Source organism: Embleya sp. NPDC005575 (assembly GCF_040605455.1).
Lineage (GTDB): Bacteria > Actinomycetota > Actinomycetes > Streptomycetales > Streptomycetaceae > Embleya.
Genome location: NZ_JBEXCV010000149.1, coordinates 1 through 21,268, shown reverse-complemented (window position 1 = coordinate 21,268; position 21,268 = coordinate 1). Strand labels below are relative to the sequence as shown.

Sequence of the window (21,268 nt, the reverse complement as noted above, 5' to 3'; positions counted from 1 at the left end):
AACTCCACGGCCTTGGGCTGGGTACGCAGAAAGTCCGGGTTGGCCAACCCGCCGGGCAGGACGAGCGCGTCGAAGTCGCCGGATCCCACCGCGTCCCGCGCATCGCCGACTACGCGCGCGGGTGAGCAGCCCTCGGACGGCCCTCGTGCGGCCGCACGGCCCTCGCCGGGTTCTCAGCGGATCGACATGTACGCCCGGAACGCCTTGTGCAGCGCCGGCACCACCGGGTACTCCCACTCGCCCAGGTTCTCCACGACCCGCCCGTTGGTGCCCAGCTTCCAGCGCAGCACGCCGAACAGTCGGTCGTCCGGGTCGATCACCGGACTGACCCCGCGCATGTCGTAGACCGGCACGCCGCGTTCGTGCACGTCCTGGATCATCCGCCACTGGAGCGCGTGGCTGGGGCGCACCCCGCGCCCGTGGTCGGTGGACGCGCCGGTCTGGTACCAGACTCGCGAGCCCGCGCTGATCAGCGTGTGCGCGGCGAGCAGCCGGTCCTCGAAGCGGGCCAGGTAGAGCTTCATCCGGCCCGCGGACTCGGTGTTGAGGGCTCGGAACTGCCGTTCGTAGTAGGGAAGTTCCCGACCCAGTCGGAAGCCGTTGCGGCGCTCGGTGACCTGGAGCAACTCGAAGAACGCGGGCATGTCCTCGTAGCCGCCCACGGTGATGTCCACGCCGGACTTGCCCGCCTTGGCGATCGCTCGCTTCCACTCCTGGTTGAAGGCCGCCTTGACCTGGTCCAGCGGCCGGTTCTCGAAGGGCAGCTCGAAGGTGTACCGGGGCTGCGCGTCCGCGCCGTCCCCCGAGGTGCGCCAGCCCAGGTCGCCCAGCCGCAGTGCGACGGTGGCGCCGAGCGGGTCGATCTCGTCGGGGGTGACCCGGTCCAGGTGCTTGAGACCGTGCCTGACCGCGTCCTTGACGGTCTGTGCCTGCCACCGCCGGTACGCCAGCGGTGGACCCATCCGCACGGTGAACACATTGCGCCTGCGCATGAGTTCGATCAGCGGGGCCAGCCAGCGCTGTGGATTCGGATCGGTCCAGTCGATCACCGGACCCTCGGGTAGGTAGGCGAACCAGTACGGCACCTTGGGCATCTTGCGGTACAGCACCAGGGCCGACCCGACCACCACCCCGTTCGTGTCGTACCAGCCGATCTCCTCGCTGCGCCAACCCTCCTTGACCACGGCCCAGGACGGGTATTGCAGGAAGCCCGCGTCGCCGCGTCCGTCCAGATGGGCCAGATGCGCGTCGGAGGTCAGCCGGGCGACCCGCAGCTTCGGATCGCCCGCCGCGGCGGGTGCGATGGTGCCGGCGGCAGGCGCGGCGGACGCCGCGGCGGGAACGTTCGGGCGCGCGGGCGGTGCCGGAAGCAGCGTGACCACGGGACGTCTCCTCGGGGACGGAGGGATGCGGGGAAGCCCCGCATTTCTTTAAGAGCCCGTGGCAGCGGGTTTCGTCACCAAGAAATTCGGATGCAACGGAAGTGGCCTCACGAGGACTCAGACAACGGGGGAGCATGTCGCAAACCCCGATCGAGGCCGAATTGGAGTCGTTTGTGAGCCATGTCGTCTCGGCGCCGCCTCGGGGCAGGCACGCTCGTGATGAGGGCCGCGACGCCGCGTCCGGGACACCCGCCGCGCGGTCGGCGCGGTCGCCGGTGGCTGCTCGCGGTCCGGCCGCGGGGGGCGATGCCGTGGGCGCCGTCCGGTCGGTGCTGCGTGGTGGCGCGAGCCTGGCCCTGGGCTCCGCCGTGTCCCGACTGACCGGCTTCGCCCGCAGCGCGACGGTGGTCGCGGCGCTGGGTACGGGGCTGTTCGCGGACGGCTACAACGTCGCGAACACCGTGCCCAACATCCTCTACATTCTGCTCGTCGGCGGCGCGCTCAACTCGGTTCTGGTGCCGCAACTGGTGCGCGCCGCCCGGCGGGACGCGGACGGTGGAGCCGGCTACACCGACCGACTGCTCACCGCGGTCGGCTGCGTGTTGCTCGTACTCACCGTCGCGGGCGTGCTCGCCGCACCCGCGATCGTGACCGCCTACGCGGACTACGACGGCGCGCAGCGCGAACTGACCATCGCCCTGGCCCGGATGTGTCTGCCGCAGATCCTCTTCTACGGCGTGTTCGCCCTGGTCGGCGAAGTGCTCAACGCCCGCGGCCGGTTCGGGCCGATGGCCTGGACGCCGATCCTGAACAACATCGTGGTGATCGCGGTCTTCGGATCCTTCCTGCTGGTCGCGCACGATGTCCGGGACGCGGCGGGCATCACCCCCGCGCAGACCCGACTGCTCGGCCTGGGCACCACGCTGGGGATCGTGGTGCAGGCGGCTGCGCTGGTGCCGTACCTGCGCGCCGCCGGGGTGCGCTGGCGACCGCGTTTCGACTGGCGCGGACACGGGCTCGGCACGCCGCTGCGGATGGCCGGCTGGGCGGTCGCCATGGTCGGCGTCTCGCAACTGGGCTATTGGCTGGTCACCCGGCTCGCGGTCGAAGTCTCCGACAAGGCGGTCGAGTCCGGGCTCGGCCACGGTGTGGGCTATACCGCGTACGCCAATGCGCAGTTGTTGTGGATCGTCCCGCACGGCGTGGTCACCGTGTCGATCGTGACCATGCTGATGCCCCGGATCAGCCGGGCCGCGGCGGACGGACATCCGTCGCAGGTGCGCGAGTTGATCTCCCGGGGCCTGCGGCTGAACGCGCTGGTGATCGTGCCGGTATCGTTCCTGTTCCTGGCGCTGGGCCCGCAGGTGACGGCGGTGGTCTTCCAGCACGGCGTCACCACCGAGGCGGACACCCGCGCGATGGGGCTGATGCTCACCGCGTTCGCGCCCGGGCTGATCGCGTACTCGGCGCAATACCTGATCCAGCGCGGGCTGTACGCGGTCCAGGACGCCCGTACGCCGTTCTGGGCCAACACCGCGATGACCGCGGGCGGGGCGCTGTTCTCGCTGGTGGCCTACTGGACGCTGCCCGCCGAGTGGGCGGTCACCGGGATGGCCGCCGGGTACAGCCTCGCGCAGTTGATCGGCCTGGTCTGGCTCGCCCTGGCGCTGCGCCGGCGGCTGCGCGGCCTGGACACGATCCGGGTGGCGCGTACCCACCTGGGCCTGGCGATCGTCTCCGCCGGCGCGGCGGGCGGCTCGTGGCTGTTCGCCCGCTGGTGTGCGCACACGCTCGGCTCCGGGCCGCCGGGCGCGGCCGCCGCGTTGGCCGGCGCCGCGGTGTTGTTCACGGGGCTGGTGGTGCCGGTCGCCTACCCGCGGGCGCGCCGATTGCGGTTGCCCGAGGAGCCGCCGGTCCCGGACCCCGATCCCGGCGCGACGCCGCGCGTGATCGACCCCGACGCGCCGACCGGGCGGCACCGGCGGGTGTGATGGGGTGGGCGGTAGCCGCCGACCGCACGGGTCGGTCCACGGGCGCGCCGGTCGAGCATCGGCCGCTGCCATGAGCGGGGAGAACGGATGCAGTACGAAGTCGTCGTGCCGATCCCGGTCCGATCGATCTGGGACACCTTCCACGACGCCGATCGACTGGCCCAATGCGTGCCCGGCCTGCTGTTGGACGAGCCGGCCCGAACGGGTGCCCAAGGTGTCGAGCTGACCGGGCGGTGGGAGCTGCGGGTCGGCGCCGACACGGTCACCTACCGCGGCACGCTGCGGCTCGTGGACGCGGTCGAGCCGTTGGCGCTGGTCGCGAGCGTGGCGGGCGGCGCCGAGGGTGCGGACAGTGCGGACGGCGGCGGGGAGGGTGCGAGCCGGTTCGGCGCCGAGTTCACCGTGCGGCTGTACGACCTGGCGGCGGACGGGCAGGACGGGCCGAGCGAGACCCGGATCGTGTTCGCCGACACGCCGGGGCGGACCGACGCGGGCGACGCGGGCGCCGGGGCCGGTTTCGATCCGGCTCGGCCGGTCGCCGCGTTCGCCCGGGCCGCCGACCTGTTCGGTGCGGCGCTCGCCGACGAACTGGCCCCGGTGCCGGCGACGGACACCCCGTTCGAGTCGGTCGAGCCGATCGCGGACCCGTTCGCGGCGCTGCGGGAGCGGTCTCGGCAGGCGCAGCCGCCCGCGCCGCGGCCCGCCGCAGTCGACGCGGAGCCGGACCTGTGGTCCGAGGCCGGCCACGGCACCGGTCGAGCCGCGCGGCGCGCGATCCGGATTCTGGTGCCCACCCTCGGCGTGCTGCTCGTCTGGCGTCTGGTGCAGGTGCGCCGCCGTCGCGCGGGTTAGGGCCGGTCCGGCGGATCCTGGTGGGGCCGCCAGGATCCGCCGGACAGGCCCTGGGCCTCCACCAAGATCCGCCGGAGAGGGCCTAGGCTCCCATGCCATGAGTTCCGACCGCGATGCGCTCCTCGACCAGATCAAGACCAAGGCCGTCGTGCACGGCAAGGTCGTCCTCTCCTCCGGCCGGGAGGCGGACTACTACGTCGACCTGCGCCGGATCACCCTGGACGGCGAGGCTGCGCCGCTGGTCGGCCGGGTCATGCTGGAGCTCACGTCGGACCTGGAGTTCGACGCGGTCGGCGGGCTGACCCTGGGCGCCGACCCGGTCGCCGTGGCGATGCTGCACGCCGCCGCCGCGCAGGGGCGCAAGCTGGACGCGTTCGTGGTGCGCAAGGCCGGGAAGGCGCACGGCCTTCAGCGCCGCATCGAGGGTCCGAACGTCAAGGGCCGTCGGGTGCTGGCCGTCGAGGACACCTCCACCACCGGTGGCTCGGTGTTGACCGCGGTGGAGGCGCTGCGCGAGGCCGGCGCCGAGGTCGTCGCGGTCGCGGTGATCGTCGAGCGCGGGGCCGCACCGACGGTGGAAAAGGCCGGCCTGGAGTACCGGGTCGCCTACCACCTGGAAGACCTCGAACTGAACTGAATCAAATCCTCGCGGGTCCATTCCACCGACGGCCGCGCCGTGTGATGCCTTACGCATTCACGGCGCGGCCGTTGCTTTTTTCGCGGTCTCGGATATTGTCGGATCCGGTTCCGACGTCGGCGCATCCGCCGACCGGACTTCCCGGGGGGGAAGTATGAATTCGTCGTGTATGTCGTCCTGCGCGCTCGCCGCGATCCCGCGGTCGAGTCAATTCGCGCCGAACAGGACGTGATCACCCCTGCCCTTTCCCCTCGGGCCGCCGGGTCGGTTCCCCGTCCGACCCGGCGGCCACCTTCACCGTCGGTACCGCGCTCGCCGCGCGGTGCCGGCGCCCCGGCACCTCGTGCCGCCGGGGGAACGGCGCTCCACCCGACGGTGGACGCCGCACCGAAAGCCGCCCTGCCCCCGGTCCCCGTCCGGGGGCAGGGCGTTTTCGTCACCCGGTAATAGTCGCGGGCCGGCCCGACGCACGGCGGCGGGAAAAGGTTGTACGCCCGCACATTTCAATTCGGCCGATTGTCGGCGCCGGCGCGGACAACGAAAAGCGGCGGTGCACCAATGGCGCACCGCCGCTTCGCAGCGTATGTGTTCAGTTACTCGACGATGACGACGCCGCTTCGCGCTTCGCCTCGCGCTTGCTGCGAATGACCTCGATGATGATCGGCAGCAACGAGATCAGCACGATGACGAACACTCCCGGCAACAGGTATTTGTCGATACTGCTGCCGATGGTGTCACCCAGTTGGTAGCCGAGCAGGATGATTCCGTCGGTCCACACCAGGCCGCCGATCACGTTCCACAGGAAGAACGTGCGCGCGGGCATCTCCAGGACGCCGGCGACGGGGTTCAGGAAGGTGCGGACGATCGGGATGAATCGGGCGAGCAGCACCGCCTTGGCCGGGCCGAACTTCTCGAAGTACTGCTCGGCCTTGGTCACGTACTCGGCCTTGAACAGCTTGGAGTCCGGTTTGTTGAACATCTTCGTGCCGAACCGGGCGCCCAGGAAGTGGCCGAGTTGGGCGCCGGCGATCGCGCACAGCGGTGCACCCAGGAGCAACCAGGGCAGCGAAATGGACGTGCCGACGATCTCTTCCGCCGACGAGGACGCGGCGACGCCGGCCAGGAACAGCATCGAGTCGCCGGGGAAGAAGAACCCGACCAGCAGACCCGTCTCCGCGAAGATGATCGCGAGGATGCCGATGAGTCCGAACGTCGAGATGAGGGACGTCGCGTCGAGGACGTTGACAGCTTGGAATTCCACCTCTGGAGGGTAGTCCGAGCGACGCGTGCCTCGTCACCCGTCCCCACCCCGAACCCCGCATCATTACCAGGTCGGGACCTTGCCGACGGGGATGACGTGCCTCTTAGACGGCGACCGGGCACACGCAGACACACGCACGAACACAGAGTCAGGGGTAGCACGTGGGCATCGAGCGGCTGGTGGTGATCGGCGGGGACGCCGCCGGAATGAGTGCGGCGTCCCAGGCTCGAAGGCGGCGTGCCGAGGACGATCTGGAGATCGTCGTGGTCGAGCGCGGCCGGTTCTCCTCGTACTCCGCGTGCGGCATCCCGTATCTGGTATCGGGCGAGGTGGACGGCCCGGACGCGCTGATCGCGCGCACCCCACAGGAGCACCGCAAGCGCGGGATAGACCTGCGGTTGGGGGTCGAGGCGGAGGGGCTGGATCTGGACCGGCGCGAGATCGCTGTTCGCGACCTGGGCACCGGACGGGCCGACCGGATCGGCTTCGACCAGCTCGTGCTCGCCACCGGAGCGGTGCCCATTCGGCCGCCGCTGCCGGGCATCGACGCGCCCGGCGTGTACGGCGTGCAGACCCTGGAGGACGCCCGCGCGCTGACCGAGTGGCTGGCTCCCGAGCACCGTACGGCGGTGGTGATCGGCGGCGGCTACATCGGCATCGAGATGGCAGAGGCGATGGTTCGCAAGGGCCTGCGGGTCACCGTCGTGGACCGGTCCGCGCACCCGATGTCCTCGCTCGACCCGGACATGGGCGCGCTGGTGCAGGAGGCGATGGAGGGGATGGGCATCGAGGTGGTGACCGAGACCGAGGCCCGGGAGATCGAGCTCGTGGACGGTCGCGCGAGTGCCGTGCTGACCGCCGACGGCCGCTTTCCCGCGGACATCGTTGTGCTCGGCCTGGGCGTGCGTCCCGCCACCGAACTGGCCCGCGAGGCGGGTCTGCCGCTGGGTGCCGCCGGTGGTCTGCACACCGATCTGCGGATGCGGGTCACCGCGGACGGCATCTGGGCGGGCGGCGACTGCGTCGAGGTGCTCAACCTGGTCTCCGGCCGTCGACAGCACATCGCGCTCGGCACCCATGCGAACAAACACGGCCGGGTGATCGGCACCAACATCGGCGGCGACTACGCGACCTTCCCCGGTGTGGTCGGCACCGCCGTGAGCAAGGTCTGCGACCTGGAGATCGGCCGGACCGGGCTGCGCGAGAAGGACGCGGCGGCCGCGGGCTACGAGTTCGTGAGCGCGACCATCGCCTCCACCGGACGGGCCGGCTACTACCCGGGGGCGCGGTCGATGAAGGTCAAGATGATCGCGGAGCGGCTCACCGGTCGGCTCCTGGGCGTGCAGATCGTCGGCCGGGACGGCGCCGCCAAGCGGATCGACACCGCGGCGGTGGCGCTCACGCACCGGATGACGGTCGAGGAGATGACCTCCCTGGACCTCGGCTACGCGCCGCCGTTCTCACCGGTGTGGGACCCGATCCTGGTCGCGGCGCGAAAGGCGGCGCAGCGGGTGGCCGAGCGGCGCTGACTCCCGTCGACGTGCCCGGCGGCGCCGATCCCGCGGCGCCGCCGGGCCCGGGGTTCAGCCTCCCGACGGGGCCTTGAAGCCGGAGAGGTCCAGGGTGGCGACGATGCGGTCGGCGAGGTTGTCGCCGACCGGCACCCCGGTCGTGTGGATGTACACCCCCTGGTCGACCAGCCACCACAGCCGGACCTGGTAGGACCCGATTCCTGCGCAGGTCACGGTCCAGGAGCGGTACTTCGCGGGATGTCCCGCGACGGTGACCGTGGACTTGGTGTCCAGCACCGAGGTGACTCCCTCCGGCGGGGGAGCGACCACCGCGCCGTCGCGCAGGCACAGCGGCTGCGTCAGGGCGCCGGAATCGCTGTCCGCGAACGACTCGGACGGCCACAGACCGCTCGGGTCCGGAACGTTCTTGACGTTGATCCAGGCCCCGTGGCCGAGGCAGTCTCCGGTGTACTTGGCGTTGGCGAGCACGCACGCGTGCGCGGCGTCCTCGCGCACGACCGTCCAGGACGGCTGCTTGACGAACTTCACCGCCGTGACGTCTGCGGACCTGGGCTTGGTCGAGGAACCGGGCACCCCGGTTGTCGGGGGCGTCGACGGCGGTCGGCTCGTCGGCTGCGTGCTCGTCGCCCGGTTCGTCTCGGGGGTGCTCGATTCCGGCGCCTCGGGCGACTCCTCGCCCGGCGGGACGGTCTGCGTCGGCGGCGCGGTCGTCGTGGCGGGGGCCGGCCGTACGCTTTCGGTGGGCAGCGGCGAAGGCGCCCGGGACTGCATCGGCGCGCTCGTGTTCGTGTCCGGGGCGCCGACCAGGGACACCCCGCCGAAGGCCGCGGCCACGGCGGCCAGGACGGCGAGCGGGAGGCCGATCCTGGCGCGCCGGCTCCGATGGTGCTGCACCGACCGGGGCGGCCCCGGCGGTCGCAGCGAGCCGAGCGTGACTGAGTCCGCGCGCGAGGCCATGGCCGCGCGCAGCAGATCCTCCATCGATTCGTCGCGCGCATCGCGTTCGGTCACGACTGTTCGTCCTTCATGAGTTTTTCGAGGGCGTCGATGGCACGGCTTGCCGTGGACTTCACCGCTCCACGGGAAAGCCCGAGGGTCTCGGCTATCTGGGCCTCCGTCATATCGGACCAATAGCGCAGCACCAGCACTTCGCGCTGTCGCGGGGCCAGGCGTTGCACCGCGCCGAGCACCCGCAGGTGCTCCTCGGACAGGACCACCGCGTCCTCGGGCGAGGAGGCGTCGGGTTCGTGCGGGGGCACGTAGGCACGGGCGGTACGCCGGCGGCGCAGTACCGAACGGGAGAGGTTGACCACCGAGGTGCGCAGGTAGGCCAGCGCGTTGTCGACGTCCTCCAGTTCCTCGCCGAAGCGTCGGTACAGCGCGGTGAAGGCGTCCTGGACGACGTCCTCGGCGGTGCCGAGGTCGTCGACGAGCAGGATGGACAGTCGGACCATGCCGAGCCGTTGGGCGTGATAGAGCTCGGTCAACGTCGGGCGGGCCGGCAGTTCCTCGCCGCCGCCCCGCAGGATTCGAAATCGCGACCGACGTGATGCCTCGGGCGCCGCCGTGTCCTCCGACGGGGAGCCGGACGACTGCTGGTCGCCCCCGAATGCCGGCATGCTCAGCAGCGCCACAGCTCCGCCGCCCCCTTCGCTGTCATGTGACCGCCCCCACCCTCCGTGCACAGCCTGTGTCCTGGTGACGCCCCGCACCCCGAGGGGTTGCGTGATCGGCCGAAGTTCTTTTCCCTGTAGTTCAGTTGGCGTGTCGTTGTGGTTCAGTTCCCGATCCGACGCCGCCGCGTCGCCGCACCCGCCATCCCGGGCACCAGCGGCAGGCCGACGCCCAGGAGCAGGGCCGTGGAGGCGACTGCGATCGTCTTCTTCGCAAAAACGTTCATATCGGGCATGCGCATGACGCGGGCGTCCCTTGGGGAAGGTTGTGGAAAAAGAAACGAGGATGAACCGGGGCCTCGGGCGTCGCGAAAGCCGGTGTCGCCCGGCCTTGCTCGTTGTTCCCGCCGCGTCCCTGCTTGCTGCTCTCAATGCCTTAGACGCACTTCCAGTGGGATGGTTGCGCCCGATGGGAAAGTTCGTGCGGAAGTTTCCCGAGGGTTCGACGCCGGCTGCGCGGCGACCTGACGCTCCGTCAGACATCGCATTCGGTCCCCCGAACGGGGAGGACGGGATGCGGTGTCGTGCGGGGCGGTCTGCCAGGATGGGCGGCAAGCGGGGATACGGCCATCCGTGTCCGAAACCCTCATATCACCGCTTGGCTGAACACGAGGAGCAGACGCATGCCCATCGCAACTCCCGAGGTCTACGCCGAGATGCTCGACCGGGCGAAGGCCGGTCGCTTCGCCTACCCGGCGATCAACGTGACCTCGTCCCAGACCCTGAACGCCGCGCTGCGCGGCTTCGCCGAGGCGGAGAGCGACGGCATCGTCCAGGTGTCCACGGGCGGCGCGGAGTTCCTGTCCGGCACCACCGTCAAGGACATGGTCGTGGGCTCGGTCGCGTTCGCCGAGTATGCGAAGGTGGTCGCGGAGAAGTACTCGGTGAACATCGCCCTGCACACCGACCACTGCCCCAAGGACAAGCTCGACGGGTTCATGCGCCCGCTGATCGACATCTCCGCGGAGCGGGTGGCCAAGGGTCAGGACCCGCTGTTCCAGTCGCACATGTGGGACGGCTCGGCCGTACCGCTCGACGAGAACCTCGAGATCGCCCGTGAGCTGATCGCCAAGTGCGCCGCCGCGCGGATCATCATGGAGTTGGAGATCGGCGTCGTCGGCGGCGAGGAGGACGGCGTCGACAACGAGATCAACGACAAGCTCTACACGACCCCGGCCGACGCGCTGGAGACGGTCGAGGCGATCGGCCTGGGCGAGAAGGGCCGGTACATGCTGGCCGCGACGTTCGGCAACGTGCACGGCGTGTACAAGCCGGGCAACGTCAAGCTGCGTCCGAGCATCCTCAAGGACATCCAGGACGCGGTCGCCGCCAAGCACGGCCGGGAGAAGCCCTTCGACCTGGTCTTCCACGGCGGCTCGGGCTCGCTCCTGGAGGAGATCCGCGAGGCGCTCGACTACGGCGTGGTCAAGATGAACGTCGACACCGACACGCAGTACGCCTTCACTCGCCCGGTCGTGGACCACATGCTGCGCAACTACGACGGTGTGCTCAAGGTGGACGGCGAGGTCGGCAACAAGAAGCTGTACGACCCGCGTTCGTACGGCAAGGCGGCCGAGACCGGGATGGCCGAGCGCGTGGTCGTGGCGTGCCGGGACCTGCGCTCCGCGGGCACCCGACTGAAGTAGCGGACGCCCGAGCATCACCCGCACCGCCGAAGCCCGCGACCACGAGGTCGCGGGCTTCGCGTCGTGATGGGCAATCATGGGCACCATGACCATCGATCAGAACCTTTTCGGCGGACCCGACCCCACCTACCTGCCCGAGGAAGCCGAGCCGCTGGCGCTGCTCGTCGACGGTGTGCCGCCGGCCGAGGTGGCCGCCAAGTTCCCGACCTTCTCGCTCGCGTGGGCCGACCTGGCCGACGACGCGTTCGCCAGGGGCAACGTGATCGAGTCCTACGCCTACGCCCGGGTCGGCTACCACCGCGGCCTGGACGCGCTGCGCCGCTCCGGCTGGCGCGGCCACGGCCCGGTGCCGTGGGAGCACGAGCCCAACCGCGGCTTCCTGCGCTCGCTGCATGCGCTCGCGCGGGCGGCGGGGGCCATCGGTGAGGAAGAGGAGTACTCGCGCTGCACCATCTTCCTGCGGGACAGCAGCCCGGCGGGTGCCGACGCGCTCGAAGGCTGAGCGAGACCCGGCCTTCGGCCGAGCCGGCCTCAAACGCCGGCCGGGCTCAATTCTTGGCCCGGCCGGTCGTTTTTGGCCGCGCTTTCGGCGGGCCGTTTTGCCTGCGGTTCCGGTGCCGGGCTACGCCGGCACGAACAGCCGCCATCCCGTCGGCCGCACCGTCCAGGTGCGCAGCCGCACCGGTCCGGTCGCCATGCCGTCGGCCGCATAGGTGAAGTCGCGACCGCACACCGTGATCTCGTGCGCACGCAACTGCACGAGCGCGTCGCGGGCCTGGGCCGCGCCGAACCGGGCCGCTCCCGGATACCCGGTGATCATCACACTTGCCGTGCCGGCACCGTTCACGATGTTCGCGTGATATGCGGCATGTGCGCCATTGGTCCCGTTCGTGTTGTTCGCACCGTGCACGCCATCGTCGCCGGCGGATCCGTTCGACGTGACTTCCGTCATCTTCGACCCGGGGGTCACCGAGCCGTCGCACCCCAGATGCACGGACAAGACCGGCCGATCCATGTCGGCCACGACACACCCGTCCGCCTCGATCCGCAGTCGGTGCCCGGCGGGTCCCACCGCCGCGCCGACGGTGCTCGACACGGTCCGCACGGCGTGGTCGACCAGCCCGCGCCAGCCGCGCCCGAGCGTCGGCCGCACCGGCGCCGAACGGGTCGAGCGGACCCCGTGACCGATCCGCACCGAGCGCAGCGCGAGCCCGCCCAGGTCGTCCGACATCAGGTCGAAGGAACGTTCGTTCTCGCCCAGGGCCACACGTGCGGCCTTGGCGGGTTCGGCCGGCAGGCCCAATGCCTCGGCCAGTCCGTGGCCGCTTCCGGTGTCCACCGGGACGATGCCCAAGGGCGTGTCGCCGAGCTCGCCCGCACGATCGAGTAACCGCGCCACGGCGTGCACTCCGGCATCCCCGCCGATCACCACGACACGCCGACGCCCCCGCCGCGCGAGCGCGCGTTGCAGGTCGGCGGTGTCCGTGGGAATGACGATCTTGCTGGGGGCGCAGGCCCGCAGAACATCGAGCGCGACCCGGACGGATTCGCCGTCCGCCGAGCGAGCCGCAGGGTCCGTGATCACGAGCAGCGAGCGCTCGGCTGACACCGGTCGTCCTTCCTCAGGTAACCTCTCCCCGCAAGAGCCCCTTGCCGCGCACCGCGTCAAGGGGCTTGGACCGTCCGGGGCTCCCGTTGTCAAACATGCCCCGCCTGGAAGGGGTGTACGCCTCATGCCCGCACTCGTACTCGTCGGCGCCCAATGGGGAGACGAGGGCAAGGGGAAGGCTACCGACCTGCTCGGCGGATCCGTCGACTACGTGGTCCGGTACCAGGGCGGCAACAATGCCGGCCATACCGTTGTCATCGGCGATCAGAAGTACGCCCTCCACCTGCTGCCCTCCGGCATCCTCACGCCCGAGTGCACGCCCGTCATCGGCAACGGTGTCGTGGTCGACCCGGGGGTGCTGCTCCACGAGATCAGCACCCTGGTCGAACGCGGCATCGATACCTCCAAGTTGCTCATCTCGGGCAATGCGCACCTGATCACGCCGTACCACCGCACCCTCGACAAGGTGACGGAACGGTTCCTCGGCAAGCGCAGGATCGGCACCACCGGGCGCGGCATCGGCCCGGCCTACGCCGACAAGATCAACCGGGTCGGGATCCGCGTCCAGGACCTGTTCGACGTCGGCATCCTGACCCAAAAGGTCGAGAGCGCGCTGTCGGACAAGAACCAGATGCTGGTCAAGATGTACAACCGCCGCGAGCTGCGGGTCGAGGAGGTGGTCGAGGAATACCTCGGCTACGCCGAGCAGCTCGAGCCGTACGTCGCCGACACCACGCTGGTCCTGAACCGGGCCCTGGACCAGGGCAAGGTCGTCCTGCTCGAAGGTGGTCAGGGCACGCTGCTGGACGTGGACCACGGCACGTATCCATTCGTGACGTCCTCCAACCCGACGGCGGGCGGCGCGTGTGCCGGATCCGGCATCGGCCCGACCAAGATCACCGGCGTGATCGGCATCCTCAAGGCGTACACCACGCGCGTGGGTGCCGGACCGTTCCCGACCGAGCTCTTCGACGAGGACGGCGAGGCGCTGCGCCGGATCGGCCACGAGCGCGGCGTGACCACCGGTCGCGACCGGCGCTGCGGGTGGTTCGACGCGGTCATCGCGCGCTACGCGACCCGGGTCAACGGACTCACCGACTTCTTCCTGACCAAGCTGGACGTGCTGACCGGCTGGGAGGAGATCCCGGTCTGCGTCGCGTACGACATCGACGGCGTGCGGCACGACGAACTGCCGATGTCGCAGACCGACTTCCACCACGCGAAGCCGATCTACGAGAAGCTCCCCGGCTGGACCGAGGACATCACCGGCGCGCAGACCTTCGAGGATCTGCCCAAGAACGCGCAGGCGTACGTCCGGGCCCTGGAGGACATGTCCGGTGCCCCGATCTCGGCGATCGGCGTCGGCCCCGGCCGCACGCAGACCATCGAGATCAACAGCCTGCTCCGCGGCAAGTAGCGGATCGCGGCGACGAAACACGCACGGGGTCCGGCCGACACACTGTCGGCCGGACCCCGTGATCGTTGACAACCTGACGGTCCGAGCGGCGTTTGTGCGGCCGTAGGGTGGCCGCATGAGCACTCTGGACCCGGCGGCCGGGCAGGCCGTCTACGACGCCGACCGCGCCCATGTCTTCCACTCCTGGTCCGCGCAGGGGCTCATCAGCCCGCTGGCGGTCGCGGGTGCCGAAGGTTCCTACTTCTGGGACTACGACGGCAATCGATACCTGGACTTCGCGTCGCAGCTGGTCAATACCAACATCGGGCACCAGCACCCCAAGGTCGTCGCGGCGATCAAGGCGCAGGCCGACAAGCTGTGCATGATCCAGCCGGCCTTCGCCAACGACGCCCGCAGCGAGGCCGCGCGGCTGATCACCGAGCTCGCCCCCGGCGACCTCAACCGGGTCTTCTTCACCAACGGCGGCGCCGAGGCGAACGAGAACGCGATCCGGATGGCGCGCCTGCACACCGGCCGGCACAAGGTGCTCTCCACCTACCGCTCGTACCACGGCGCCACCGCCAACGCGATCGCGCTGACCGGCGACCCGCGCCGCTGGCCGAACGAGACCGGCGTGTCCGGCATCGTGCACTTCTGGGGTCCGTACGCCTACCGCTCCGCCTTCCACGCGGACGGCGAGGCGCAGGAGTGCGAGCGTGCGCTGACGCACCTGGAGAACACCATCGTGTTCGAGGGCGCCCAGACGATCGCCGCGATCGTGCTGGAGACCGTGGTCGGCACCGCCGGCATCCTGGTGCCGCCGCCCGGCTACCTTGCCGGTGTCCGGGCGCTGTGCGACAAGTACGGAATCATCTTCATCGCCGACGAGGTGATGGCCGGCTTCGGCCGCACCGGCGCGTGGTTCGCCGTCGACAACTGGGACATCACCCCGGACCTGATCACCTTCGCGAAGGGCGTCAACTCCGGATACGTCCCGCTCGGCGGCGTGATCATCTCCGACCGCATCTTCGAGACGTTCCGCGAGCGCCCCTTCCCCGGCGGCCTGACCTACTCCGGTCACCCGCTCGCGTGCGCCGCCGCCGTCGCGACGATCACCGCGATGCGCGAGGAGAAGATCGTCGAGAACGCCAAGTGGCTCGGCGAGAGCGTGATCGGCCCCGAGCTGCGCGCGATGGCCGAGCGGCACGCGAGCGTCGGCGAGGTCCGCGGCCTCGGCGTGTTCTGGGCGATCGAGCTGGTCAAGAACAAGGAGACCCGCGAACCGCTGGTCGCCTACAACGCCGCCGGCCCGGCCGCGCAGCCGATGAACGAGTTCACCGCGGCCTGCAAGGCCCGCGGCCTGTGGCCGTTCGTCAACATGAACCGCACCCACGTGGTGCCGCCCTGCACGAGCACCGAGGGCGAGGTCAAGGAAGGCCTGGCCATCCTGGACGAGGCGCTGACCGTCGCGGACGCGTTCTGCGCGTGAGCACACCCTGACCCTCCTTCGGAATCCGCCCGGTCTCGGGCGGTCCGGGTCGAGCCTTCGCAACAAGCCGTACCCGCACCCCGATCGGTGCGGGTACGGCTTTTTTCGGCGTCCACGGCCCGCAGTTGGCGGATCCGATGGTCGAACTCCCGACGTCGCGGGCGAAATCGGATGGGCACGTTGCTCCCCAAATCGGATATCCGTTCATATGATCGACGCGATCGACTTGATCGGACGGATGCCCGTCGACGCGACGGCGTCGACGGCCGGCGGGAAGAGACCGCGTGCAGTCGGCACAGGGCAGTGTTTTAGACGGCGGCCTGTTTTTCGGCGCGGCCGATCCCATCGGCGGGAAGGCCCCGTTGCGGCGGATCAGCCTGCGCCAGGAGATCGCCGAGGTGCTCAGCGACGACCTGGTGACCGGGCGGCTCGCGGCCGGCACCTCGCTCACCGTCAACGAGACCGCGCAACGCTTCGGGGTTTCGGCAACCCCCGTGCGGGAGGCGCTGATCCAACTGGCCGCGCAGGGTCTGCTGCTCGGCGGCCACCACCGCGGCTTCCAGGTGTGCACCTTCACCTGGACCGACTTCGCCGAGATCGTCGAGTCCCGCCGACTGCTCGGCGTCCCGCTGATCGGCCGGGTCGCGCGCACCGCGCCGGAGGAGGCGATGCCCGCGCTGCGCGCGCTCGGCGACCGGCTCGACGCGGCGCGGTGGAACGGCGACGTGTCCGAGGTGGCCCTGCTCGATCGCCGCTTCTTCGGCGAACTCGGGCGCTGGAGTGGCAATCGCCGACTGGCGGACGTGCTCGCCGTGCTCCGGGTCCAAGCCTGGATGTACATCGTTCCCTACCTGCGCGACGCACCGCCGACTGTGTCGGGCTGGGGCCGCTACCGCGAACTCGCCGACCGGGTCGCGCGGCGCGACGCGGAGGCGGCGATGGCGCTGATGCGCGACTACACCTCGGTCGGCCGCCGGCTCGCCCGTGAACTGGCGGACGCGCGCTGACGATCGCTTTGCCACAGGACGGTACGGTGGCGCCCTGACCCGCCACCCGCACCGACAAGACCGGGAGCTGCACCGTGGATTGCGACGTCTGGCTCGTTCCGCTGGTGGACGCGCTGTGTCACAACCCGGAGAATCCGTTCCGCGACGAGTTGGCCGCCTACGACGCGGCGCTCGTCGGCAACGGCCTGCCGGCCGTACCGGTGCGCACGTGGCAGCCCGGTACCGCCGAGGTGCGGCTGGCCGGCGCATTCGACCACGAATCGCTGCACTACCTGCGCCGCGCCTATCTGCTGCACCGCACGGGGTTCCCGGTCACCCCGGTGGAGCAGCTGGGCGAGGACTACGACCGCCTCCTGGAGACCTTCGAGGCGGCCGCCCAGTTCTCGCATCTGGTCTGGCACTACGACCACGCGGGCGCCTACCTGCCGGTCGACTTCCCGCAGCCGCTGATGGACGACCCGCTGCCCGAGGACGGCGGGCCGCTGGGCTCCAGCCTGGGCATGCTGCGCGAGCTGGAGGATCTCGCCCCCTACATCGGGGTCGACCTGCTCGACCCGCCCCGGCCCACGCCCACCTACGACGGCGCGCCGTTCGCCCGCGAGCGCTTCGTGTGGGCGACCCTGTACGCCGCGGCGCAGGAGAGTGTGACGCTGGGCGCGATGGTGGTCTTCGCCTGAGTTCGGTGCTCGTGGCGCACGGCACTAGGCTGCCGGTGTGAAGGTCCTCGTGATTGGCAGCGGTGCCCGTGAGCACGCGCTGTGCCGCTCGCTCTCCCTCGACTCCGCGGTCTCCGCCGTCTACTGCGCGCCCGGCAACGCCGGCATCGCCCAGGTGGCCGAGCTGCGCCAGGTCGACGCCCTCAACGCCGGGGACGTGGCCGACCTCGCGCAACGGCTCGGAGTCGACCTCGTCGTCGTCGGCCCCGAGGCGCCGCTGGTCGCCGGCGTCGCGGACGCCGTGCGCGCTCGTGGCATCGACTGCTTCGGCCCCTCCGGCACCGCCGCCCGGTTGGAAGGCTCCAAGGCGTTCGCCAAGGAGGTGATGGCCGCGGCCGGCGTGCCCACCGCGCGCAGCTACGTGTGTACCAACCCCGAGGAGGCCGATCACGCGCTGGACGCGTTCGGGCCGCCCTATGTGGTCAAGGACGACGGCCTCGCCGCCGGCAAGGGCGTCGTGGTCACCGACGACCTCGAGGTCGCCCGCGCGCACGCCGCGTCCTGCGACCGCGTGGTGATCGAGGAGTTCCTGGACGGCCCCGAGGTCTCGCTGTTCGTGCTGTGCGACGGCAACGACGTGGTGGCCCTACAGCCCGCCCAGGACTTCAAGCGGGTCGGCGATCAGGACGCGGGCCCCAACACCGGCGGCATGGGCGCCTACACCCCGCTCCCGTGGGCCCCCGAGGGCCTGACCGAGGACCTGGTGCGTACCGTCGCCCAACCCACCGTGGACGAGATGCGCCGCCGCGGCACTCCGTTCTCCGGTGTGCTGTTCATCGGCCTGGCGCTGACCTCGCGCGGCCCGCGCGTGATCGAGTACAACTGCCGGTTCGGCGACCCGGAGACCCAGGTCGTGCTGGCGAGCCTGGCCACCCCGCTGGCCGGCGTGCTGCACGCGTCCGCCACCGGGCGCCTGGGCGAGCTGGAGCCGCTGCGCTGGCACGAGGGCGCGGCCGTGACCGTCGTGGTGGCCGCGGAGAACTACCCGGCCACCCCACGCACCGGCGACCCGATCAAGGGCCTGGCCGAGGTGGCCAAGCTCCCGCACACCTACGTCCTGCACGGCGGCACCCGCCGCGGCGAGGCCGGCGACGTGTTGTCCTCCGGCGGCCGGGTGCTCTCGGTGACCGGTACCGGGGCGACCCTGGAGCAGGCACGCGAACGCGCGTACGAGGGTGTCGCGCTGATCGGCCTGCCCGGCTCGCACCATCGCACCGACATCGCCGCCAAGGCGATCCGGGGCGAGATCAGCGTCGCCGGAGGGGTCGCGAACGGCTGAATTCGGCCGTTCGCAGTCGTTACCGGTCGGCTCAAACACGCACAGCCGTCCGGCCCCGGATCTCACTCGCAGGGATGGTGTTCGGCCCGAAGGGGCTGAACACCCGAACTCGTCGCATTATCGTGCGAGCACCGCGGGTCGTGACCGACGACCCGGACGAGTGATCCCCGGATCCAGGATCGGATGGGGGCGATGCGTGTGGGCGAGTCGGCCGAACCACTGGCGCTGGCCGAGGCACGCGCGCGGGCGCGCGCCGTGCTGTGGGTGCGCAACGGCGCTCTCCTGGCCGTGCTCACGGCCGCCGGCCTGCTGCTGTACGGCGCCTCGCGCACCTACGGCGCAAGTGCCCCGGGAACGCTGCTCGCCGCCTTGGCGGTGGCCCTGGTAGCTGTGCTCGCCTGGGTCGCGCTCGACCTCACGCTGGTGCGCCGGACCGGCGTCCCGGCGATCACGCTGGGACCACGGGAAGCCCCCGAACTGCACACGATGGTGCGCGAGCTGGCCGAGGAACTGCGTGTCCCGATGCCGGACGGCATCCGGTTGTGCCCCGAATGCGACAGCTGGCTGGAACCCGACCCCCGACGGTCGCGGCGCACCGTGCTGGTGATCGGCGCACCGTTCCTGTGGTGGCTGCGGGTGGGCGAACTGCGCGCCCTGCTCGCGCCGGTCGTGGCGGGCACCGAGGCATCCGCCGAACCGGCCGTCGCGGGCGCGCGGCGCTGGGTGCGCAGGCTGGACGCCGTCGCCGACGTGCGACGCTCGCCCGCCCCGCGCCTGTTGCGCCCGGCTCGCCGCCTCTCCCGCGCGTTCGCCCGCCAACTGCTGGGCCTGTGCCAGGGGCACGCCGAGCTGATGGAACGCGAGATCGCGGTCGGCGCGGCGGCGCTGGCCATCCCGCTGGAGCCGGAACTGCGGGCCACCGCACACGAACAGGTCGGCCTGGCCTACGCGGGCTGGGACCGGCTGCTGACCCGGCTCGCGGCCCCCGCCTGGACGATCGGACGGCGCCCGGACGCGCTGATGGCGGGCGTGGTGTCGGCGCTGACCGAGCTGTCCCGGCGGGACAGGCTCGCGGACGCGTTCGGCGCGCGGCTGGCCGAGCGGCCCGCCAGCGACCTGCTCACCGACCCGATCGCCGTGGACGGCGAGATCTCCCGGCTCGCGGCGGGCATCTTCGCGGACGGCCCGACCCCGGACCCGGTGCGCTGGGCGGACTACCCGCAGGCGGTCATCGAGCCGGTCTGGCGGGCCCGGGCCGAGGCGTTCGCGGCCCCGGTCGACGACGCCCTGGCGGTGCTGCGCCGGGATCCGGACGAGGGCCGGCGCAAGGCCGCGGACCATCTGTTCGCGGTGGTCGCGTGTGCGGCCCTGGACACCGGCCGGATGCGCCCGGCGGTGGACTGGCTGGACGGCCCGGTCCTGGTCGACGGGGCCGGCCGGGCGGTCGACCTGGCGACCCTGATCACCCGCGCCGTCGACGAGGGCAACGACGCCCCGCTGCGCACATGGCTGGCCCGCATCGGCGTCCCCACCCGCGAACCGGTCCACCCGGGCGGGTCGGCGGCCTAGACCCTGCCCGGCATCCGCGCACGGACCGGTGCGTTCCGGCCCGGGCCGGGGCCGTGAAAGACTCGGCTCGCCCTCGCCCCGGCGCACACGCGGCGAGCCCACGACCCGAGAGAGTGCTGGTTTCAGTGAGCGGATTCGTCACCAAGCCCGAGCCGGTCGAGGTTCCCGGCCTGATCCACATCCACACCGGCAAGGTGCGTGATCTGTACACCGACGCCGAGGGCAACCTCGTGATGGTGGCGAGCAATCGCATGTCGGCCTTCGACTGGGTCCTGGACCCGGAGATCCCGGAGAAGGGCCGGATCCTCACCAGCATGTCGCTGTGGTGGTTCGAACTGCTCGCGGACCTGTATCCCAACCACGTGATCTCCACCGAGGTACCGGCCGGCGCCCCCGCCGACTGGGCCGGCCGCGCGCTGGTGTGCCGGCGCCTGGACATGGTGCCGGTCGAGTGCGTCGCGCGCGGCTACCTGGCCGGATCCGGCCTGGTGGAGTACCGCGCTTCGCGCACGGTGTGCGGGATCACGCTGCCCGAGGGCCTGACCGACGGCTCCGAACTGCCCGCGCCGATCTTCACCCCGGCCACCAAGGCCGAGGTCGGCGAGCACGACGAGAACGTCTCGTACGACTACGTTGCCGAGCAGCACGGCGCCGAGCTGGCCGCCACGCTGCGCCGGGCCACGCTGGCCGTCTACGGCCGGGCCCGGGACATCGCCCGCGAGCGCGGGATCATCCTGGCCGACACCAAGTTCGAGTTCGGCTTCGACCCGGAGGGCCGGCTCGTGCTGGCCGACGAGGTGCTCACACCCGACTCGTCGCGGTTTTGGCCGGCCGACGCATGGGAGCCCGGGCACGCCCAGCCGTCCTTCGACAAGCAGTACGTGCGCGACTGGCTGGCCTCGCCCGAGTCCGGCTGGGACCGTGCCTCGGACACCACGCCGCCGGCGCTGCCCGAGGAGGTCGTGCTGCGTACCCACGAGAAGTACGTCGAGGCGTACGAGAGGCTGACCGGCCGCCGCTGGGCCTGACACGACATCGATCACCGCCGGACCCCTCGCCGGGGTCCGGCGGTGTCGCGTTCTCGGCGCACCCGCGCCCTTGCGGGCCCGGGATACGCATGCCTTTCGCGCACAGCAGGAAGGCCGGATCACATAAGTGATCCGGCCTTCTCATGGAGCGGACGACGAGATTCGAACTCGCGACCCTCACCTTGGCAAGGTGATGCTCTA

At 71.0% G+C, this 21,268-nt stretch carries 19 protein-coding genes and 1 pseudogene; 13 read left to right on the top strand and 7 right to left on the bottom strand.

Annotation, left to right across the window (positions count from 1 at the left end):
• A pseudogene (locus tag ABZS54_RS34195) lies at positions 1–92 on the bottom strand (peptidase C56 family protein); the annotation flags it as partial.
• An 81-nt stretch (positions 93–173) separates the two neighbouring features.
• Positions 174–1,382: a peptidoglycan bridge formation glycyltransferase FemA/FemB family protein gene (locus ABZS54_RS34190; RefSeq protein WP_355545144.1), complete on the bottom strand. Its 1,209-nt coding sequence runs from the start codon at positions 1,380–1,382 to the stop codon at positions 174–176.
• Between the two features lie 311 nt (positions 1,383–1,693).
• Here ABZS54_RS34190 and murJ point away from each other — a divergent pair, with 311 nt between their 5' ends.
• From murJ to pyrE, 3 genes are all read left to right on the top strand, one after another.
• The gene (gene murJ, locus ABZS54_RS34185) at positions 1,694–3,373 is read left to right on the top strand and encodes a murein biosynthesis integral membrane protein MurJ (RefSeq protein ID WP_355545141.1); all 1,680 of its coding nucleotides are present in this window, start codon (positions 1,694–1,696) and stop codon (positions 3,371–3,373) included.
• A gap of 87 nt (positions 3,374–3,460) precedes the next feature.
• Entirely contained in the window at positions 3,461–4,225 is a 765-nt protein-coding gene (locus ABZS54_RS34180; RefSeq protein ID WP_355545138.1) for a hypothetical protein, read from the top strand.
• Positions 4,226–4,322: 97 nt separating this feature from the next.
• Entirely contained in the window at positions 4,323–4,862 is a 540-nt protein-coding gene (gene pyrE, locus ABZS54_RS34175) for an orotate phosphoribosyltransferase (RefSeq protein ID WP_355545135.1), read from the top strand.
• A gap of 589 nt (positions 4,863–5,451) precedes the next feature.
• On the opposite strand, the gene ABZS54_RS34170 is transcribed toward pyrE, so the two are convergent.
• Positions 5,452–6,123, bottom strand: coding sequence for a VTT domain-containing protein (locus ABZS54_RS34170; RefSeq protein ID WP_355545132.1), 672 nt, complete (start codon positions 6,121–6,123; stop codon positions 5,452–5,454).
• 161 nt (positions 6,124–6,284) lie between these two features.
• Between ABZS54_RS34170 and ABZS54_RS34165 the strand changes: the two genes are divergently transcribed.
• Entirely contained in the window at positions 6,285–7,652 is a 1,368-nt protein-coding gene (locus ABZS54_RS34165; protein ID WP_355545129.1) for an FAD-dependent oxidoreductase, read from the top strand.
• Between the two features lie 54 nt (positions 7,653–7,706).
• On the opposite strand, the gene ABZS54_RS34160 is transcribed toward ABZS54_RS34165, so the two are convergent.
• The 3 genes from ABZS54_RS34160 to ABZS54_RS34150 form a co-directional block, all read right to left on the bottom strand.
• Complete coding sequence (locus tag ABZS54_RS34160) at positions 7,707–8,666, bottom strand: hypothetical protein (RefSeq protein WP_355545126.1); 960 nt, start codon at positions 8,664–8,666, stop codon at positions 7,707–7,709.
• The gene (locus tag ABZS54_RS34155; RefSeq protein WP_355545123.1) at positions 8,663–9,274 is read right to left on the bottom strand and encodes a SigE family RNA polymerase sigma factor; all 612 of its coding nucleotides are present in this window, start codon (positions 9,272–9,274) and stop codon (positions 8,663–8,665) included. The genes ABZS54_RS34160 and ABZS54_RS34155 overlap by 4 nt, the downstream gene beginning before the upstream one ends.
• A 158-nt stretch (positions 9,275–9,432) precedes the next feature.
• Positions 9,433–9,570 carry a hypothetical protein gene (locus ABZS54_RS34150; RefSeq protein WP_355545120.1) on the bottom strand — a complete coding sequence of 46 codons (138 nt, stop codon included), beginning with the start codon at positions 9,568–9,570 and terminating at the stop codon, positions 9,433–9,435.
• Positions 9,571–9,951: 381 nt separating this feature from the next.
• Here ABZS54_RS34150 and fbaA point away from each other — a divergent pair, with 381 nt between their 5' ends.
• Positions 9,952–10,974: a class II fructose-bisphosphate aldolase gene (gene fbaA / locus ABZS54_RS34145; RefSeq protein WP_355545117.1), complete on the top strand. Its 1,023-nt coding sequence runs from the start codon at positions 9,952–9,954 to the stop codon at positions 10,972–10,974.
• 85 nt (positions 10,975–11,059) lie between these two features.
• Positions 11,060–11,476 carry a DUF3151 domain-containing protein gene (locus tag ABZS54_RS34140; protein WP_355545114.1) on the top strand — a complete coding sequence of 139 codons (417 nt, stop codon included), beginning with the start codon at positions 11,060–11,062 and terminating at the stop codon, positions 11,474–11,476.
• Between the two features lie 120 nt (positions 11,477–11,596).
• On the opposite strand, the gene ABZS54_RS34135 is transcribed toward ABZS54_RS34140, so the two are convergent.
• Positions 11,597–12,583: a diacylglycerol kinase family protein gene (locus tag ABZS54_RS34135; protein WP_355545111.1), complete on the bottom strand. Its 987-nt coding sequence runs from the start codon at positions 12,581–12,583 to the stop codon at positions 11,597–11,599.
• A gap of 124 nt (positions 12,584–12,707) precedes the next feature.
• Between ABZS54_RS34135 and ABZS54_RS34130 the strand changes: the two genes are divergently transcribed.
• From ABZS54_RS34130 to ABZS54_RS34100, 7 genes are all read left to right on the top strand, one after another.
• Positions 12,708–14,000: an adenylosuccinate synthase gene (locus tag ABZS54_RS34130; RefSeq protein WP_355545108.1), complete on the top strand. Its 1,293-nt coding sequence runs from the start codon at positions 12,708–12,710 to the stop codon at positions 13,998–14,000.
• 115 nt (positions 14,001–14,115) lie between these two features.
• Positions 14,116–15,468, top strand: a complete 1,353-nt coding sequence (locus tag ABZS54_RS34125; protein WP_355545106.1) for an aspartate aminotransferase family protein — start codon at positions 14,116–14,118, stop codon at positions 15,466–15,468.
• A 284-nt stretch (positions 15,469–15,752) separates the two neighbouring features.
• On the top strand, positions 15,753–16,475 hold the full coding sequence (locus ABZS54_RS34120; RefSeq protein WP_355545103.1) for a GntR family transcriptional regulator: 723 nt from the start codon (positions 15,753–15,755) through the stop codon (positions 16,473–16,475).
• A gap of 74 nt (positions 16,476–16,549) precedes the next feature.
• The gene (locus tag ABZS54_RS34115; RefSeq protein WP_355545100.1) at positions 16,550–17,152 is read left to right on the top strand and encodes a hypothetical protein; all 603 of its coding nucleotides are present in this window, start codon (positions 16,550–16,552) and stop codon (positions 17,150–17,152) included.
• Positions 17,153–17,189: 37 nt separating this feature from the next.
• Positions 17,190–18,470, top strand: a complete 1,281-nt coding sequence (gene purD / locus ABZS54_RS34110; protein WP_355545097.1) for a phosphoribosylamine--glycine ligase — start codon at positions 17,190–17,192, stop codon at positions 18,468–18,470.
• A 192-nt stretch (positions 18,471–18,662) separates the two neighbouring features.
• Positions 18,663–20,039, top strand: a complete 1,377-nt coding sequence (locus ABZS54_RS34105) for a hypothetical protein (protein WP_355545094.1) — start codon at positions 18,663–18,665, stop codon at positions 20,037–20,039.
• A gap of 125 nt (positions 20,040–20,164) precedes the next feature.
• Positions 20,165–21,067, top strand: a complete 903-nt coding sequence (locus tag ABZS54_RS34100) for a phosphoribosylaminoimidazolesuccinocarboxamide synthase (protein ID WP_355545091.1) — start codon at positions 20,165–20,167, stop codon at positions 21,065–21,067.
• Positions 21,068–21,268: the final 201 nt, after the last annotated feature.